The organism is Alphaproteobacteria bacterium (assembly GCA_024244705.1).
In the GTDB taxonomy this organism is placed as follows: Bacteria; Pseudomonadota; Alphaproteobacteria; order JAAEOK01; family JAAEOK01; genus JAAEOK01.
On sequence record JAAEOK010000052.1, the window covers coordinates 1 to 16,577 of the forward strand.

Annotated in this window: 20 protein-coding genes and 2 tRNA genes; 6 read left to right on the plus strand and 16 right to left on the minus strand. The window is 64.8% G+C overall.

Annotation, left to right across the window (positions count from 1 at the left end):
• A partial coding sequence (locus tag GY791_08455; protein ID MCP4328452.1) for a tyrosine-type recombinase/integrase occupies window positions 1-929 on the plus strand: 929 nt, incomplete at its 5' end.
• 21 nt (window positions 930-950) lie between these two features.
• Here the strand turns inward: GY791_08455 and GY791_08460 are convergent.
• From GY791_08460 to GY791_08525, 14 genes are all read right to left on the minus strand, one after another.
• Window positions 951-1,026: transfer RNA gene (locus GY791_08460), tRNA-Phe, on the minus strand.
• Window positions 1,027-1,148: 122 nt separating this feature from the next.
• Entirely contained in the window at window positions 1,149-1,337 is a 189-nt protein-coding gene (locus tag GY791_08465; GenBank protein ID MCP4328453.1) for a DNA gyrase inhibitor YacG, read from the minus strand.
• Between the two features lie 46 nt (window positions 1,338-1,383).
• Window positions 1,384-2,601, minus strand: coding sequence for a ribonuclease E (locus GY791_08470; GenBank protein MCP4328454.1), 1,218 nt, complete (start codon window positions 2,599-2,601; stop codon window positions 1,384-1,386).
• Complete coding sequence (gene maf / locus GY791_08475) at window positions 2,598-3,206, minus strand: septum formation protein Maf (protein ID MCP4328455.1); 609 nt, start codon at window positions 3,204-3,206, stop codon at window positions 2,598-2,600. The genes GY791_08470 and maf overlap by 4 nt, the downstream gene beginning before the upstream one ends.
• Window positions 3,207-3,223: 17 nt before the next feature.
• Window positions 3,224-3,442 carry a translation initiation factor IF-1 gene (infA, locus tag GY791_08480; GenBank protein MCP4328456.1) on the minus strand — a complete coding sequence of 73 codons (219 nt, stop codon included), beginning with the start codon at window positions 3,440-3,442 and terminating at the stop codon, window positions 3,224-3,226.
• Between the two features lie 104 nt (window positions 3,443-3,546).
• Window positions 3,547-4,617 (minus strand): agmatine deiminase family protein, encoded by a 1,071-nt coding sequence (locus tag GY791_08485; protein MCP4328457.1) that lies wholly within the window; start codon window positions 4,615-4,617, stop codon window positions 3,547-3,549.
• A 23-nt stretch (window positions 4,618-4,640) separates the two neighbouring features.
• The gene (locus GY791_08490; protein ID MCP4328458.1) at window positions 4,641-5,081 is read right to left on the minus strand and encodes an arsenate reductase ArsC; all 441 of its coding nucleotides are present in this window, start codon (window positions 5,079-5,081) and stop codon (window positions 4,641-4,643) included.
• Window positions 5,082-5,090: 9 nt separating this feature from the next.
• Window positions 5,091-5,693, minus strand: a complete 603-nt coding sequence (locus GY791_08495) for a UPF0262 family protein (GenBank protein MCP4328459.1) — start codon at window positions 5,691-5,693, stop codon at window positions 5,091-5,093.
• Window positions 5,573-6,877 carry a histidinol dehydrogenase gene (gene hisD / locus GY791_08500; protein MCP4328460.1) on the minus strand — a complete coding sequence of 435 codons (1,305 nt, stop codon included), beginning with the start codon at window positions 6,875-6,877 and terminating at the stop codon, window positions 5,573-5,575. Before hisD ends, GY791_08495 begins: the two co-directional genes overlap by 121 nt.
• Window positions 6,867-7,529 (minus strand): ATP phosphoribosyltransferase, encoded by a 663-nt coding sequence (locus tag GY791_08505; protein MCP4328461.1) that lies wholly within the window; start codon window positions 7,527-7,529, stop codon window positions 6,867-6,869. Before GY791_08505 ends, hisD begins: the two co-directional genes overlap by 11 nt.
• Window positions 7,530-7,565: 36 nt before the next feature.
• Entirely contained in the window at window positions 7,566-8,006 is a 441-nt protein-coding gene (locus tag GY791_08510) for a DUF2948 family protein (GenBank protein ID MCP4328462.1), read from the minus strand.
• Complete coding sequence (gene murA, locus GY791_08515) at window positions 8,003-9,280, minus strand: UDP-N-acetylglucosamine 1-carboxyvinyltransferase (GenBank protein ID MCP4328463.1); 1,278 nt, start codon at window positions 9,278-9,280, stop codon at window positions 8,003-8,005. Before murA ends, GY791_08510 begins: the two co-directional genes overlap by 4 nt.
• A 114-nt stretch (window positions 9,281-9,394) precedes the next feature.
• Window positions 9,395-9,580 carry a hypothetical protein gene (locus tag GY791_08520; protein MCP4328464.1) on the minus strand — a complete coding sequence of 62 codons (186 nt, stop codon included), beginning with the start codon at window positions 9,578-9,580 and terminating at the stop codon, window positions 9,395-9,397.
• A 69-nt stretch (window positions 9,581-9,649) separates the two neighbouring features.
• Window positions 9,650-10,096, minus strand: coding sequence for a histidine kinase (locus GY791_08525; protein MCP4328465.1), 447 nt, complete (start codon window positions 10,094-10,096; stop codon window positions 9,650-9,652).
• A 184-nt stretch (window positions 10,097-10,280) separates the two neighbouring features.
• Between GY791_08525 and GY791_08530 the strand changes: the two genes are divergently transcribed.
• Both GY791_08530 and GY791_08535 read left to right on the plus strand, forming a co-directional pair.
• A tRNA-Thr gene (locus GY791_08530) sits at window positions 10,281-10,355 on the plus strand.
• Window positions 10,356-10,446: 91 nt separating this feature from the next.
• Entirely contained in the window at window positions 10,447-10,884 is a 438-nt protein-coding gene (locus GY791_08535) for a hypothetical protein (protein ID MCP4328466.1), read from the plus strand.
• Window positions 10,885-10,937: 53 nt separating this feature from the next.
• Here the strand turns inward: GY791_08535 and GY791_08540 are convergent, their stop codons facing one another.
• Complete coding sequence (locus tag GY791_08540; GenBank protein ID MCP4328467.1) at window positions 10,938-11,543, minus strand: cyclic nucleotide-binding domain-containing protein; 606 nt, start codon at window positions 11,541-11,543, stop codon at window positions 10,938-10,940.
• A 145-nt stretch (window positions 11,544-11,688) separates the two neighbouring features.
• On the minus strand, window positions 11,689-12,726 hold the full coding sequence (gene ppk2 / locus GY791_08545; GenBank protein ID MCP4328468.1) for a polyphosphate kinase 2: 1,038 nt from the start codon (window positions 12,724-12,726) through the stop codon (window positions 11,689-11,691).
• A gap of 229 nt (window positions 12,727-12,955) precedes the next feature.
• On the opposite strand from ppk2, the gene GY791_08550 reads away from it, so the two are divergent.
• From GY791_08550 to GY791_08560, 3 genes are all read left to right on the plus strand, one after another.
• The gene (locus tag GY791_08550; GenBank protein ID MCP4328469.1) at window positions 12,956-13,369 is read left to right on the plus strand and encodes a tetratricopeptide repeat protein; all 414 of its coding nucleotides are present in this window, start codon (window positions 12,956-12,958) and stop codon (window positions 13,367-13,369) included.
• Window positions 13,370-13,488: 119 nt separating this feature from the next.
• On the plus strand, window positions 13,489-14,538 hold the full coding sequence (locus GY791_08555) for a TRAP transporter substrate-binding protein (protein ID MCP4328470.1): 1,050 nt from the start codon (window positions 13,489-13,491) through the stop codon (window positions 14,536-14,538).
• Window positions 14,539-14,658: 120 nt separating this feature from the next.
• The gene (locus tag GY791_08560) at window positions 14,659-16,524 is read left to right on the plus strand and encodes a tetratricopeptide repeat protein (protein ID MCP4328471.1); all 1,866 of its coding nucleotides are present in this window, start codon (window positions 14,659-14,661) and stop codon (window positions 16,522-16,524) included.
• The last annotated feature ends 53 nt before the right edge of the window (window positions 16,525-16,577 follow it).

Here is a 16,577-nt window from a genome sequence, read left to right on the forward strand (position 1 = left end):
AAATCGCATCTGGATGGGAAAACGAAACAACTCTATCCTCGTACATGGCGTATCCTTCCTTCTTGGAAATCGGCGACCTCAACATCGCCAGGATACGCCGCCTCTACATCACGCCATCACCAAGATTCGGTTATAGCTCGCTAATGGAACCGCGCCACGTTCGTGGGATCAGGGACGAGCACGCCGACCGGCCAGAAGCGGCAAACGCTCGCGTCAAAGCGCTCCGTCAGTTGTTTGGTTGGGCAATTGATCCGGACCAGGAACTTGCTGAGCGCAGCCCGGCGCGTGATGTTCCCTACATTCGCACTGGTTCAACAGGCTTCCATACCTGGACCATCGAAGAGGTTCGACAATTCGAGGCGCGCCATCCCATAGGCTCCAAACCGCGACTCGCCCTTGCGCTGCTGCTCTATACCGGCGTGCGACGTTCCGATGTCGTCACGCTCGGCCGTCAGATGGAGCGTCAAGGGCGGCTGCACTTCACGGAAGCGAAGGGCAGCGCCCAACATCCCAAGGAGAGGCAGATCCCCATCTTGCCGGAACTGCGCGCAATCCTTGATGCGACGCCATCCGGCCATCTGACGTACCTGACCACTGAGCACGGAAAGTCCTACTCGGCTGCCGGCTTCGGGAACTGGTTCCGGCGCCAATGCGATGCCGCCGGGCTCAAGCATTGCTCGGCGCACGGGCTCCGTAAAGCCGGGGCGACGATCGCCGCAGACAACGGCGCGACCGAACACCAGTTGATGGCAATGTTTGGTTGGGAGAGTCCGAAGCAGGCCGCGCTCTACACGCGGAAGGCAAACCGCAAGAAGCTGGCCGACAACGCCATGCACCTACTAGTCCCGGACGAAAACGGGAACGAAAGTGTCCCACTTTCCGGCGCAATGCACCCTAGTGGGACAATGAGGGGCAGAAAGTCGTGTTAAATCAACGACAAAAAACGGCAATGGTGCCCAGGGACAGAATCGAACTGCCGACACGGGGATTTTCAGTCCCCTGCTCTACCAACTGAGCTACCTGGGCGCCTGGGCTTGACCGCAGCGCTTATAGCCAAGTCGAGGCAGCCTGTCCACCGTCTATGGATTTGCGCGCGGCGGCGCCAAAACCATGGAAAATCAGCGCCTTCCGAGCCTAGATATCTCTGGTCATCGATCGTAGCCCGGGTCGTCGCGCGTCGCGTCTTCGTCCTCCGCCGGCTCCTCGTTGGCAATGCGGTAGGCGCCGGTGAACCAGCGCGCCAGATCGATGTCGGCGCAGCGCCCGGAACAGAAGGGACGATAGCGTGCGACCGTCGGCTTGCGGCAGACCGGGCATTTGCCGCCCGACCTCGGCACTGGCGTTTTCTGCTTTACGGTCACCCGGCCGTCCCCGCCACCTCGTTCATTCAGGTGTCATCGCCTCGGTGAGCGCCGCGTAGGCGTTGCGTTCGCGGCTCATCTCGACCAGTCCCAGCGGCGATATCCCCAATACCTGGACCCGGCTGCGGTCGTCGTCAAGCGCGGACCGTAGCGCCGCCACGACCCGGTCGCGGTCGTCCCGGTGCCGCATGTGGACGAAATCGACAACGACCAAGCCGCCGAGATTGCGGATCCGAAGCTGGCGGGCGATTTCCGCCGCGGCGTCGAGGTTGGCGGTGAGGACCGGGTTTCCCCGGTCGGCGCTGCGGGTGCCGGTGTCGACATCGATGGCGGTCAGTGCCTGAGTCGGTTCGACGGCCAGCGAGCCGCCGCCGGGCAGATCGACATGGCGCCCGAGGTAGGGCGCCAGAGCGTCATTGACGCCGGCCGCTTCGAATAGGCTCTCGGGGCGGTTGTCGATTTCGACGCGGCCGCCGAGGTCGGGCCACATGCCCTCGATTTCCGGCATCAGTTCCGCCATTCCGGCAACACCCTGGGTGCGGATAACGGCGTCGGAAGCCAGCTCCGCTTCGCGCAGCACACGGAGCAGCGGGGCGCCCCCGTCATCGACCCGCGTCGGCGCGGTCACGGTCCGCAGGCCCTGTTCGATCGCGGCCCAGCGCGACCGCAGGCGCTCGGCCTCGCCGCGGAGCGCGGCGGCGGTGGCGCCTGCAGCCAGTGTGCGCACGACAAAACCGTTGGCGCCGTCGAGCAGCGGTTCGACCAGTGCTGCCAATTCCTGGCGCTTTCCTTCGTCGTCGATGCGCCGTGAGATCGACAGGGCCGGATCGGCGGCGCGAAAAACCAGATAGCGGCCGGCCAAGGTGAGCTCGGTCGTCAGCACCGGCCCCTTCCCGGCGATGCCGGGTCGGGCAACCTGCACCGCCACGGCCTGGCCTTCGGTGACATAGTCGCCGATTCTCGGCCGGTCCTCGCCGATCGATCGGTCGTCGGCCGGCGAACCAGGCGCGGCGGCACCCCTTGCCGCCGAGGCGCGCAGAAAACCGTCGGTGGCGGTGCCGAGATCGACGAAGGCGCCGTTGATGCCCGGCAGAACCCGGCGGACACGGCCGAGAAAGATGGCGCCGACCGGCGCCTCCTCATCGATCGCGACCAGGAACAGATCGTCCAGTTCGCTGCCGTGCATGATTGCGGCGCGCAAATGGGCTTTGTGGATATCGACCAACATACAATCGTTCATCGGCTCGTCGGGCTCCTTGGCCAGGGGTAGCCGAGGCCGCCGAGCAAGGCCACGGTCTCGTAAAGTGGCAGCCCGACGACGTTGAAATAGGACCCGTTGAGCCCGGTGACAAATGCCCCGGCCAAGCCTTGTATACCGTAGGCGCCGGCCTTGCCGCGCCACTCGCCGCAATCGAGATAGGCGTCGACCTCCGACCGTGTGAGCCGTTTGAAACGTACCGAGGTCGTCACCACGCGAACCGCGGCGCGGCCGTCCGGTGCGACGACGGCGACTCCGCCAACGACGCGGTGGCGCCGACCGGACAGCATTCCAAGATATGCCGCCGCGGTATCCCGGTCCTGCGCCTTGCCGAGGATGCGCCGACCGCAGGCGACGACGGTGTCGGCGCCGATGACATAGGCCTCCCGGTGCGCCGCCTGCCCCGCCCTGGCCTTGGCCAACGCCAGACGCTTTGCCAACGGCGCTGCCAATTCTCTTCGTTGCGGGTGCTCGTCGACGTCGACCGGCGCGACGCGATCGGGGGCGAGCCCAATCTGCCTGAGAAGCTCATGCCGCCGCGGCGATGCCGATGCCAAGACCAGGGGCGGGCGATCGCTGGCGGTCAACTCCGGCCCTTAGAAATCTATTTGAAGCGGAAGGTGATGCGTCCCTTGGTAAGATCGTATGGCGTCATCTCAACGGTCACCCGGTCGCCGACCAGAACGCGGATGCGGTTCTTGCGCATCTTGCCGGAGGTGTGCGCGAGGATTTCGTGCTCGTTGTCCAAAACTACACGGAACATGGCATTGGGCAGAAGTTCCTTCACTGTGCCCGTCATTTCCAGGAGATCTTCTTTCGCCATTCTCGACCCTTTATCGGGAAACCGGGGTGCAAGGTACGGGTGGTGGCCGAAAAGTCAATGACTCGAAAGGCCGGCGTCGACGCCAACCGGCAGGTTTGCGGCCGCTAGCGTGCGGGAACGTGCTGGGTGTTGCAGTGAATACCGCCGCCGCCCTCGCAGATCTCGTCCACTTTCACTTGCACAATTCGGTACTTCGGCATCAGCCGGGCAAACAGATCCCGGGCCGCGTCGTCCCGCTCCCGATCGCCGAACCGTGGCAGGACCACGCCGCCGTTGGCGACGTAGCAATTGACGTAGGACGCGGCGAAATCGTTGCCTCGATCCACCATTTGATCCCAGCGCGGACGTCGCAGGCGGACCACCTCGAGGACGCGGCCGGCCGCATCCCGCGCCGCATCGAGTCGCCGGGCGTTTTCCAACAGGTCCTCGTATTCGGGATCATCGGGGTCTTCCGAAATCTCGACGACGAGCCGACCGGGCGCAACGAAACGCGCCAAGCCATCGACGTGACCGTCGGTGACCCTATCGGCGCGCGACCCGAACAGCCAGATGACCTTGGCCGCCCCGGTCAGTCGGCACAACTCGGCCTCGACTTCGGCCCGCGATAGACCCGGGTTGCGGTTGCGGTTCAGCAAACAGGTCTCGGTCGTGATCAAGGTGCCTTCGCCATCGACCTCGATCGCACCGCCTTCCGCGACGACACGCGCGCGAACTTGTGGAATGGACAAATGCCGGGCGAAGCGTTCGGCGAGGTCGCGGTCGTCGCCATAGCCGGGAAATCTTTCACCCCACACATTGAAGTTCCAGTTCACGGCATGGGTGCCGCCGTCGGCGCCGGAGACCAAGCTGGGCAGGGTATCCCGCGCCCAGATGTCGTGATGACGGAGCTCCAAAATTTCGACCGTTGGACCGCACAGCGCCCGAACCTCGGCCAAGTCGGCGCGATTGGCTATCATGGTCACCGGTTCGAATTGGGAAATTACCCGCGCGACCGCTGCCTGCTCGCGACGGATGGCATCGATCTGGCCCGGCGTATAGGTCCCGTGGGCCGCGCTGAAAGCCATGAAACAGCGGGCGTGAAGGTGCCATTCCGGGGCCAGCCGAAACGCCGCCTCCCCGCGCGCGGTCCCGATCGCACCCGCCATCGTCATGGCGCCGGCGCTGGCTACGAACATGCGTCGCGTCATCTCCATCGGCCTCACACGGGCTTCAGCGGCATCGGGAAACGCGCCATGATGCGCTCCATGATCTGGTCGCGCACTTGCCGATAGGCGGCCAATTGCACCTCGCGCGAGCCCTCGACGATCGACGGATCGAAGGTGTTCCAGAATTCCACGTCGCAGGCCATGGTCCGGGTCATCTCGACCGCCCGGTGCTGAGCCTCGGGAGACAACGTGACAACCAGGTCGAAGGACGAATCCTGCAATTCATCGAACGTCTTCGAGTGGTGCCGCGCGAGGTCGATGCCGATCTCCTCCATGACGGCGATCGCGAAGCCGTCGATTTCGCGCCCGTGCACGCCGACCGAATCGACGAAAATCAAATGGCCGAGAAAGTGTTTGAGGATCGCTTCCGCCATCGGCGAGCGCACCGAGTTGGCGGTACAGGCGAAGAGAACGCTGCCGGGAAGATCCGCCACCGCCGTACGCTACCCTTTGATATGGAGGACGCAGATCAGCGTGAACAGCCGACGCGCCGTATTGAAATCCATTTCGACTTTGTCGACCAACCGCTCCCGCAGCAGCTCCGAACCATCGTTGTGGAGCCCGCGCCGGCCCATGTCGATGGCTTCGATCTGGGACGGCGTCGCCGTCTTGATCGCCTCGAAATAGCTCTCGCAAACGGTGAAGTAATCCTTGATGAGCCGGCGGAACGGGTTGAGCGACATCAGCACCCGGTCCAACGGCTCGTCGTTGCCGCCATGGATATCGAGGGCCAGGCGATCGCCCTCGACCGACAAATGGAGAATAAACGGCCCCGGCATGGGATTGACCGGCTCGAACGAATTCTCGTCCAAGAGGTCGTAGATGGCGACGGCGCGCTCGTGCTCGACGTCGGCGTTGCGCCGAACGACCGTCCGTTCGTCAAGCTTCACGTCGATCAGGCGCTGGTCGTCGGACGCCACGGCGGCTAATCGGCCGTTGTCTGGCCCAGCCGGATGGCGACCGACCGCGCGTGGGCGTCGAGTCCTTCGGCCTCCGCCAAGGTGACGGCCGCCGGCCCGATCATTGCCAGGCCGCGGGCATCGCATTGGACCAGGGTCGTACGCTTCGTGAAATCGAGCACACCCAGGCCCGACGCATATCGAGCGCTCCGCGCCGTCGGCAGGACGTGGCTGGGACCGGCGACGTAATCGCCGATCGCCTCCGGCGTGTGGCGGCCCAGGAAGATCGCCCCGGCATTGCGGATCCGCGCCGCGAGGGCCTCGGGATCGGCGACCGCGAGCTCGAGATGCTCGGGCGCCAGTGCGTCGATCAAGGGTCCCGATTCGATGACATCGGGCACGACGATAATGGCGCCGTGTTCGCGCCAGCTGTCACCGGCAACCGCGGCCCGCGGCAGCGTATCGAGGTGTTCGGCGACGGCATCGGCGACGGCGTTCGCAAAGTCCGCATCGTCGGTGATCAGGATGGCCTGAGCCACGCTGTCGTGCTCGGCCTGCGACAACAGGTCGATGGCGATCCACGACGGGTCGTTGGCCGCATCAGCGACGACCAGGATCTCCGACGGTCCGGCGACCATGTCGATGCCGACGACGCCGAAGACCCGCCGCTTGGCGGCGGCGACAAACGCGTTGCCGGGTCCGACGATCTTGTCCACCGGGCTCACAGTTTGCGTGCCATATGCCAGTGCCGCGATCGCCTGCGCACCGCCGATACGATAAATCTCATCCACTCCCGTGATCTCGGCGGCGGCCATGACCAGGGGATTGAGTTCGCCGTCGGGGGTCGGCACGGTCATCACCAGGCGCGGCACGTTGGCGACGCGGGCGGGAATCGCGGTCATCAGGACCGAGCTGGGATAGGCCGCGGTGCCCCCAGGAACATAGATGCCGGCGGCGGCAACCGGCGTCCACCTTGCCGCCAAGCGGATGCCGGCGTCATCGACGAAGGAATCGTCGGCGGGAACTTGCCGCTCATGAAATGCGGTGATCCGCTGCGCCGCTTCGGCGAGCGCGCGGCGCGCATTGGCGGAACAGCGCGCCGCCGCCTCCGCGATCTCCGCCGCGCCGACGCGCAGGGTCTCGGGGGTAAGGTTCTGACCATCGAAACGCGCGGTAAGATCGATCAATGCTCGATCGCCCCGGGTCCGAACGTCGGCAATGATCTCGGCGACCGCGTCGTCGACATCGGCTTCGACGCCGCGCCGCGCTTCGACCAGCCTGATAAAGTCCGATTCGAAACCGGCCTCGGCGGCGTTCAATCTAAGCGTCATCGATCGCCTCCCTGAAGCGGTCGATCCACGGGCCCAGTTCGTCGGGCCGCGTCTTGAGCGATGCGCGGTTTACGATCAATCGAGAGCTGACATCGACGATCCGCTCGACCTCGACCAAATCGTTGGCCTCGAGCGTCGCGCCCGTCGATACCAAGTCGACAATACGGCGGCATAGTCCGAGGCGGGGCGCCAACTCGATCGCGCCCGACAGCTTTATGCATTCGGCCTGAACGCCGCGGGCGGCGAAATGGCGCTGCGTCAGCGCCGGATATTTCGTCGCCACCCGGATATGGCTCCACCGCGTCGGGTCGTCGCCCGCGACCAGGTCCGCCGGTTCGGCGACGCTCAGCCGGCACACCCCGACCCCCAGATCTACCGGGGCGTAGATCTCGGGATACTCGAACTCCATCAGCACGTCCTGCCCCGCGATGCCCATCGCAGCCGCACCGAAGGCGACGAAGATGGCGACATCGAAGCTGCGGACGCGGATCAGGTCCAATCCCGGAACACTGGTGCGAAAATGCAATTGGCGCGAATCGGGGTCGTCGAAAGCCGGTTCGGGCTCAATACCTGCCCGTCGGACGATCGGCATGACCTCCGCCAGGATACGCCCCTTGGGCAGGGCGAGGATGAGCCCCTCTTCCTTGCGCACCTTTCGTGACTCCGTGATGTGATCCGTGCATCGCCGTCAATCGCCATCGGAATCGGGGTGTCCCGGCTTCCATTGGGTCGGCCAGGGCTCCCCGATGTCCTGTAGATGGCATACTATGCGCTCTACTTCCAGCCGCACCTCGCCGCCGCCGCCGAGCACCAAGGTGATGCCATTGTCCTCACCGCTGAGGGCCAAAACGGTAAACGTCTGGCGGCGGTCCTTGAGATCGACGTTGCGGGTCCGCACCCGCGTCACGCAATCGAACATGACGCCGCAATTCACTCTTTCGTGGGCGCTGCAGTTTTCGCGGGCCGCATCGCAATTCTCCCAGCGGAACCGGCTGGCGACGAACGCGAAGCGGCGTTCCCGCGGCAGGTAGGTGATTTCGCTGAGCGGGACCACCGCATCCTGCAGGTGCGTCGAGACGACACTGAGATCGTCGCCGTCGAGGGCGCGCAGTTTCAGCCCGTCCTTCATCCTGCCTCCTTTACACGTTCGATGTCGGCGCCGCAGCCGGCCAGTTTGCGCACCACTTTCTCGAATCCGCGGTCGAGATGATAGACGCGGCTTATCGTCGTCTCGCCGTCCGCTGCCAGCCCCGCCAACACCAGCGACGCCGAGGCCCTGAGATCGGTCGCCATCACGGGCGCCCCGTGCAACCTCGGCACGCCGCGCACCATCGCCGTCCCGCCGTGAAGGTGGATGTCGGCGCCCATCCGCGACAGCTCCGGCACGTGCATGAAACGGTTCTCGAAGATCGTCTCGGTGACCATCGCCGCGCCGTCGGCAGTGGACATCAGCGCCATGAATTGAGCCTGGAGATCGGTCGGAAAACCGGGGAACGGTTCGGTATGGGTATCGACCCCCAAGAGCGGCCTTTCGGCGGCGCTGGCGACCAACCCGGCGCCGTTGCGGATCACCGTCACCCCGGCCCGGTTCAGGGTTTCGATCACCGCCGTCAAGTCGTCATGGCGCGCACCGACCAACTCGATCCGCCCGCGCGTGATCGCCGCCGCCATCGCGTAGGTGCCGGTCTCGATGCGATCGGCGATGATTTCGTGAGTTGCGCCGCCGAGGCGATCGACCCCTTGGACGGTCAGGGTTGACGAACCGATGCCATCGATCTGCGCCCCCATCGCCACCAGGCAGCGCGCCAGATCGGAGATCTCCGGCTCGCGGGCGGCATTCTCGATCACCGTTTCGCCGCGCGCCAGGCTGGCCGCCATCAGGACGTCCTCGGTGGCGCCGACCGAAACCATCGGAAACACGATACGCGCGCCGTTCAGGCCGCCCGTGGCGGTGGCGCGAATATAGCCGTCACCGAGCTCGATGTCGGCGCCCAGGCGCCGCATGCCTTCGAGGTGCAGATCGACGGGTCGGGCGCCGATGGCGCATCCGCCGGGGAGCGAAACCGTCGCCTGGCCGTAGCGCGCCAGCAGCGGCCCGAGGACCAACACCGAGGCGCGCATGCGGCGCACCAAATCGTAGGGCGCGGTGGTGTCGAAGATGCGGTCCGCGGTCAACGATATGGCGTGGCGCTCGCCGTCGCCGTTGCGGGAAACGCTGACCCCGAGCTTTTCGAGCAACCGGGCCATGCTCATGATGTCGGCAAGATCGGGGACGTTGGTCAGGGTCAGCGTGTCGTCGGTCAGCAGGCATGCCGCCATCAGCGGCAGCGCCGCGTTCTTGGCCCCGCTGATCTCGATCTTGCCGTCGAGCGGTCGCCCGCCGCGAATGTGGATCCTGTCCATGGTCCGCCCAAGGATTGCCGGGGCCGGCACCGTCGTCGCGGCGTCCCGCGCCCGATCGCGCCGAAGGCCCGTTTGTACGTGAGTCGGGGAACGGCCTCAAGGCCGCGCACGTCGTTAATCCGAATCGTGTTCGTCGCTATGCCGGCGCTCGGCGCGCGCCTTGGTCTGGGCCTTGCGGCGGCGCAGATTGGCGCGCAGGGCGGCCGCCTGGCGCTCGGCCCGGTCCTTGCTTGCGGCCGCGCCGCGCGGCCGGGTCTCATCCTCGTCGTCTCGCTTACGATTCACCGCGTTCCGCCCCATCGACTGCACGGTCGAAATGGTAGGCCGCGTGTCGGCCCGGCGCAACGGTTGCGCCGCCTTTTGGTGCCCCTATTGGACCCGCGGCACGCCACGGCAGGGGCCCGCCGCTTGGAGCTCGGTCAGGGTCATCGCGCCGTCGCCGTCGGCATCGACCCGACGCAGAAATGCCAGCCGCACCGCGAAGATTTCCGCCATCGTCACGGCGCCGTCGTTGTCCGCATCGAGCCTGACGAAACGCCGCTCTGCACGGTCGCCCTGGCGCCCTTGGCCGGCAGCCGAGAATTCGTCCGCGGACAGCACGCCGTCGCCATTGGTGTCGGCCCGCTGCACAAGCGTCAGGCGAACCTGCATCATCTCGTCTTCGGTGACGCGCCCGTCCCGGTTCGCGTCCATGCGGTCGAAATGCTTGGCCGCCCTGGCACCGTCGCAGCCGCCGGGCGGGTCGGCGCTCTGGCCGGCGGCGGGTGGGATGGAGACGGCGAGAATTGATAGGAATACGAGGATGCGGACGGTCACGGCGGCTCTCCTTGTCGTGGGCGCGGAGCGGAATGGCTCTCTGTCGTTGAACGGGCGAGCGCGCGAATCCCCGCGCCGGTGCCGAAGATTTAGCCGGTTTCAATCCGGTGCCGCCACGACCCGCGCCGAGCCGCCGAGCCGCTTGCGCGGCCAGGTCCCTTGTGGCATGTTGCGCGCCCTCTATGCCGCCGTAGCTCAGGGGTAGAGCACACCCTTGGTAAGGGTGGGGTCGTAAGTTCGATTCTTACCGGCGGCACCATTTTAATCCGCAGTAGATATGGGCTTTTCGACAATTCGCGCGGAAGTCCAACTCTGCATCGAACTGCGCAACTATGCATGGAGGAGGACCGATGAATGCCCTTGCGCGCTCAGGCGCGATCGTCGTCGCGTCCGTGCTCACCGCCGTTGCGATCGGGACGTCCGCTTTTGCCGATTCGTCCGTGCCGAATCTCGTCGGCACGTGGTCCGGGTCGGGTAACGAAGGAGCCGTACAGGGGACGCTTGGGCATCAAGCATCACGACAGGAACCAGTATTCGCTGACCGCTCGATCTTGTGGACGTTGAAGATCGACCGGCACGATGGTCGTGGGCTGATCGGCTTCTGGTCCTCGCCGACACACGTCGAGACTTTGGTCGGCGTGATCCGGAGCGACAACGAAAGCCTTTTGTTCTCCGACGAGGACTCTCTTTTCCAGGCAAAGTTGTTGTCGCCAACGTCAATGGAGGTGTGTGCCCAGGAGTCTGGAAGCGCGCTCATTGCCACCTGCAGGGTTCTCGAAAAGCAGTGACGATAGCCATATCGGGCCTGACCGACCTGGCAACTCAACCGCCCGAACTACTCTCACGCCACCTTCGCGTGGTCGCGCAGGTCGTGGATCAGCCGCCCGGTGACCAGGCGGATCAGGAAAAAGGCGAACTCCCGGTTCTGGTACAGCAGCTCCATCACCTTCTGGTCGGAGATCGCCAACAATTCGCCATCGGTGGTGCAGGTGGCCGAATCCATGCGCATCTGGTCGGGCGCGAAGAGACCGATCTCGCCGATCAGATCACCGGCACCGAGGTCGTGGCCGAGCTCATCCAGACGCACCGTGCCGCTGACGACATAGAACATCTCGTGGGCCGGGTCGTTCTTCTCGAACAACACCTCGCCCGCCGCGAAGCGTCGCTTGCGCATGTAGGGCAGCAGCCATTGAACATTGAGGTCGCCATCCACCGCTTCGCGCACGCCGCGAATCGTCTTCCGGATCTCGTGCAACCGGTAGAGGTTGAGCGGCAGCAGGATGGTGTGGAGGATCAGGATCGGATAGAGCCCGCCAACGACGCCATAGGTGATGAAGGCGAAATTGCTGGTGATCGCGACATAGCGCAGCGGCATCATCGTCTTCATGCAAAACGTCGTGAAAACGAGGCCGGCGGCGAGATAACCAACCGCTTCTGACAAATCCATCGGAGCCCCTCCGTTCCAAACCGATGACAGGGCAAACTGGCGGAACTCTATCATGGCCCGCGAACGGCCGCGACACGCCGCGGCGCGGACCGCCATGAGGCCGACTGGCGGCATCGGTCCCGGGGCCCGGGACCGGAGATCGGTGTCAGGAGTTGCGCCGGTGTTCGGGATGGAGGCTCCGCCCCAATATGTGCTCGTTCTTACGGATCACATCGAGGCCCGACCCGACGATCAGTGGGTCCGGCGGACGCACCACATCCTCGTTCTTTTCCGGATAGGGCAATGAGTGGAGGAAATGCATCATGCAATTCAGGCGTGCCCGTTTCTTGTCGTCCGACTTGATGATCGTCCACGGTGCGTCGGCGGTGTCGGTGTAGAAGAACATCGCCTCCTTCGCTTCCGAGTAGTCGTCCCATTTGTTGAGCGATTCGCGGTCGATCGGCGACAGCTTCCATTTCTTTAGCGGTTCGTGCTCGCGCGCCTTGAATCGCCGCAGCTGCTCTTTGCGAGTCACCGAGAACCAGTATTTGAACAAACGGATGCCGCTCCGCACCATCATTCGTTCGATCTCCGGCGCCTGGCGCATGAACTCGAGGTACTCGTTGGGCGTGCAGAAACCCATGACCCGCTCGACGCCGGCGCGGTTGTACCAGGAACGGTCGAAAAAGACGATCTCGCCACCGGCGGGGAAATGGCGAATGTAGCGCTGGAAGAACCATTGCGCCCGCTCCCTCTCGGTCGGCTTATCGAGCGCCGCGACGCGCGCGCCACGAGGATTCAGGTGCTCCGTGAAGCGTTTGATCGTCCCCCCCTTGCCGGCCGCGTCGCGGCCTTCAAACAGCATGACGATCCTTTGACCCGTCTCGCGGACCCAATCCTGAACCTTGACCAGCTCGACCTGCAGCTGAGCCTTGTGCTTCTCGTAGTCTTTTCGGCTAACCTTCTGCTTGTAGGGATATTCACCGGTCTCGAACATCCGGCGTATCGTGTCCGGATCGCGTGCCGGTTCCGCCGGACTGGGAGCCTCGATCGGCGGAGCTTCGGCGATCTCGCGTGCGCCGGTGTCCCTTGGGCCGGCGCCGGCGGCACTATCCGGCACTTCCGGCGCGGTCGCTCCGCTGCCGTCGACTGCACCGTTTGGGCTTTCGACCTTCAAGCTCTGGACGTTGCGCGGGCTCGCCATTCCGCCCCCCTTTCGGTTGTCAAAGTCCGAACAGGCCCGAATATCAGAGACCGTCGCCCGACACTTTGATTCAAATCAATTCCAGCAAAGAGTACCGTTTCCAGCGATCCGGCCGCGACCGGCCCGTCTTCGGGCGAACCGCGCGGGCGTCTGCCGTCCGCAATACGGCCGGCGAGGCCCCATTGGACAGACCGCGGCCCCGCTCCTACTCTTTGCCGCGATGAGCCCGGTGGACGACGAACCAGTCAGACCAGTCGCGGTTGCCGCGATCAGCCGTCTTTGCGCGCGGGCGGCACAGGCGCGGGAGGCCGGCCGGCTCGAGGCGGCACGCAATCTGCTCACCCAGGCGAGCGCGGCGGCCCGCATACAAACCGCGGCGCGGCACGAGGTCGCCGTCAATTTCAACAATCTGGCGGCCGCCTACGCCACCGTCCAACGGCACGACGATGCGATCGAGTTGCTCCGGGCGGCGCTTGCCGTCGTTCCCGAATATGCCCTGGCCCATGCCAACCTCGCCGACCTGCTGAAGCGCCAGGGCCGCACCGACGCTGGTTCTCCGAGAAAGTCGTCAGCCTGCCCCGCTGCTACCAGGTCAGCGACCCCGGCCAGGAGATCGACGATTCGCCAAACCGGTGCGAGGTAGTCCGGTTAACTGACTCACACCGTGCTGGCTGGAAGACTAGACTGGCAATGCGAATTCCACGAAAATCGATATCATCTGGGGAATGTCGGCTAAGCAGTCATCAGCTGAGGAAATGGGGCATGTCGAAACAGCGGCCGAGTAGCCGAAAGATCTCCCGGCGCCAAGTAGTCAAGATTTCAGCGGGGTTGGCTGCCGGGGCCATTATTGGGGCGCCGGCGATCGTCCGTTCGCAACAGGCGAAAAGGTTTTTTAAGCCAATTGTCGTCGGGCTGAACGGGAAGGAAGGCGATCCGTCCCACGTCTCCGTCTCACGCATCCCGGAGATCCTGCGTAAGAAGTATGACGTCGAGATGGACTTCCACATCTACACTATGTCGACGGTAGGCACTGATGTCTATCAGCTCGAGGCGGTACAGACCGGCTTCATCGACATCACCTCGCACGCGACGCCGCAGTTCAGCCTGTTCTCCGACAAGTTCTCGTTTGTTGACCTGCCTTATGCCATTACCGACTGGGACATGGCGCTGCGGCTGTTCAAGTCCGACTTGTGGAAGAAGCAGGCGGCGGGGTTCGAATCCGAAGTGCCGGTAAAGGTGCTGCCGCCGGTCGGTGCCGGTGGTTTCCGCCTCTTGTGGAACAATATCCGCGCGCTACCGGCGCCAGACGCGGTCGACGGTCTGAAGTTCCGCACGCTCCGCTCACCGTTGTCGATCGCACTGATCCAAAACTGGGGCGGCATCCCGACGCCGCTGCCGTGGACGGAGACATTCCAGGCCTTGAAGGTCGACGTCGTCGACGGCATTCACGTGCAGCCAATCTGGACTTTCCAGTTCGATATGCACGAGGTGCTGAAATACGCGACCGAGGTCAACGCGATCTTCTCCGTCCTGTTCCAAGTCATGAACATCAATACGTTCAACGCCATGCCGGAGTCGATGCGCGAGGTGTTCATGTTGGCCGCCCAGGAGGCCGCTTACGAAGCCACCGAGCAAGACCGTAGGCTCGAAAACTTTTACAAGAGAGCACTCACCAAGGCCGGCATGGAGATCTACACGCCGACGGCCGCAGAGGCGAACCAATGGACCGTCCTTGGCGAGGCCGTCTGGGAGACCGAAGGCAAGGACGTCGACCGCGGCGTGCTCAACGAATTGATGGCGCTGCGCGCCTAGCGTCGCCCTGGCCGCCTTCACGTGTGTCGGCCTGATTAGGCGGCTGGATGCGGTCGGGCCGGCGAGGTCCCCATTGGACAGACAGCGGCCCCGCTCCTACTCTTTGCCGCGATGAGCCCGGTGGACGACGAACCAGTCAGGCCAGTCGCGGTTGCCGCGATCAGCCGTCTTTGCGCACGAGCGGCACAGGCGCGGGAGGCCGGCCGGCTCGAGGCGGCACGCGATCTGCTCACCCAGGCGAGCGCGGCGGCCCGCATACAAACCGCGGCGCGGCACGAGGTCGCCGTAAATATTAATAATCTGGCGGCCGCTTACGCCACCGCCCAACGGCACGACGACGCGATCGAGTTGCTCCGGGCGGCGCTTACCCTTGTTCCCGAATATGCCCTGGCCCATGCCAACCTCGCCGACCTGCTGAAGAGCCAGGGCCGCACCGACGCTGCGTTGGGCCATCTCCGCCGGATCGAGGAAATCACAGGGCAATCGGCCGATAATCTCATTGCCCAGGGCAAGGCGCTCCAGCGGCTTGATCGCGTCGTCGAGGCGCGCGGCTGCTTCGAGGCCGCGCTCGATCTCGACCCAGGCCATGTCGGCGCCCTCGACGGCGGCCTCTATGCCCGGCTCAGCCTGGCGGACTGGACCGGCATTGGGGTGGATACCAAGCGGTTGATTGAGCTCTTCCGACTCCAATCCGAACCGCCACCATCCCACCTCATTGCCCCGTTCCATTCCCTGCTGTTGGACATTGCCGAGGAAGACCGGCTGCGGATCGCTCGAGCGTGGTCGCTGCAATTCCCGGCGGCAGGATCGCCGAGGCCCCATACGCCACACCCGGGACCGTTACGCATTGGCTATTTGTCGGGCGATTTTCGGCGCCATGCCACGGCTTACCTGATGCAGTCCCTGTTCGCCGCGCACGACCGGACCCGGGTCCGGGTTCATGCCTACGCGACGGGAACCGACGACGGCAGCGTCGAACGCCGGAAGATCGCCGCCGATTGCGACCGCTTCGTCGACCTGCACCGCTTGAGCGATGAAGAGGCGGCCCGCGCGATTGCGGCGGATGAAATCGATATCGTTGTCGACCTGATGGGATATTCCGGGTCGGCGCGGCCCGGCATCCTTGCCCGACGGCCGGCGCCGCTCCAGGTTTCGTACCTGGTCTACCCCGGCACGACGGGTGCCGCCTGGATCGATTACATCATCGCCGATCCGGTGGTGCTACCGCCGGCGAACCGGCGCTGGTTTTCCGAGAAAGTCGTCAGCCTGCCCCGCTGCTTCCAGGTCAGCGACCCCGGCCAGGAGATCGACGATTCGCCGACACTGCGCGGCGAGTGGGGACTACCCGACGATGTCTTCGTCTTCGCCTGCTTCAATATCGCCCACAAGATCGAGCCCAAGGTCTTTGGCCTGTGGATGGAGATCCTCCGCGAAGTACCGCGATCGGTCCTTTGGTTGCTCGCAGACAGCGATACCGTCACGGCCAACCTGCGCGCCGCCGCCGCGAGTGCCGAAGTCGATCCGGCGCGGCTCCTCTTTGCCAAGCGGGTCTGCCGTCCGCGGCATTTGCGGCGGCAACAATACGCCGACCTGTTCCTCGACACCCTGATCTGCAATGCCCATACCACGGCCAGCGATGCGCTGTTCGTCGGCCTGCCGCTGCTCACCGTCGCCGGACCGTCGTTCGCCGGCCGGGTCGCGGCCAGTCTGTTGACAACGCTTGGCGTCGAGGAGTTGATCGCCGCCGACGGCGCGGGCTACCGCGAGACCGCGATCGCGCTTGCGCGAGATCCGGACAGGCTCGCTCAATTGCGCGGCCGGATCGTCGGCGCTGCCGGGACCGGCCCGCTCTTCGATGTCGGACATTTCGCCGGCGCGATCGAAAGCGCGTTCGAGTTGATCTGGGAAAACCACAGCGTCGGCAATACGCCTCGCCACATCGACGTGCCGCCATTCGCCCCGTCAAACGGGGCCAAACGGCCTTGATCCAGGTCAATGCCGCCGATCGGCCGGTTTGTCACCATATGCTGGCGCGATTC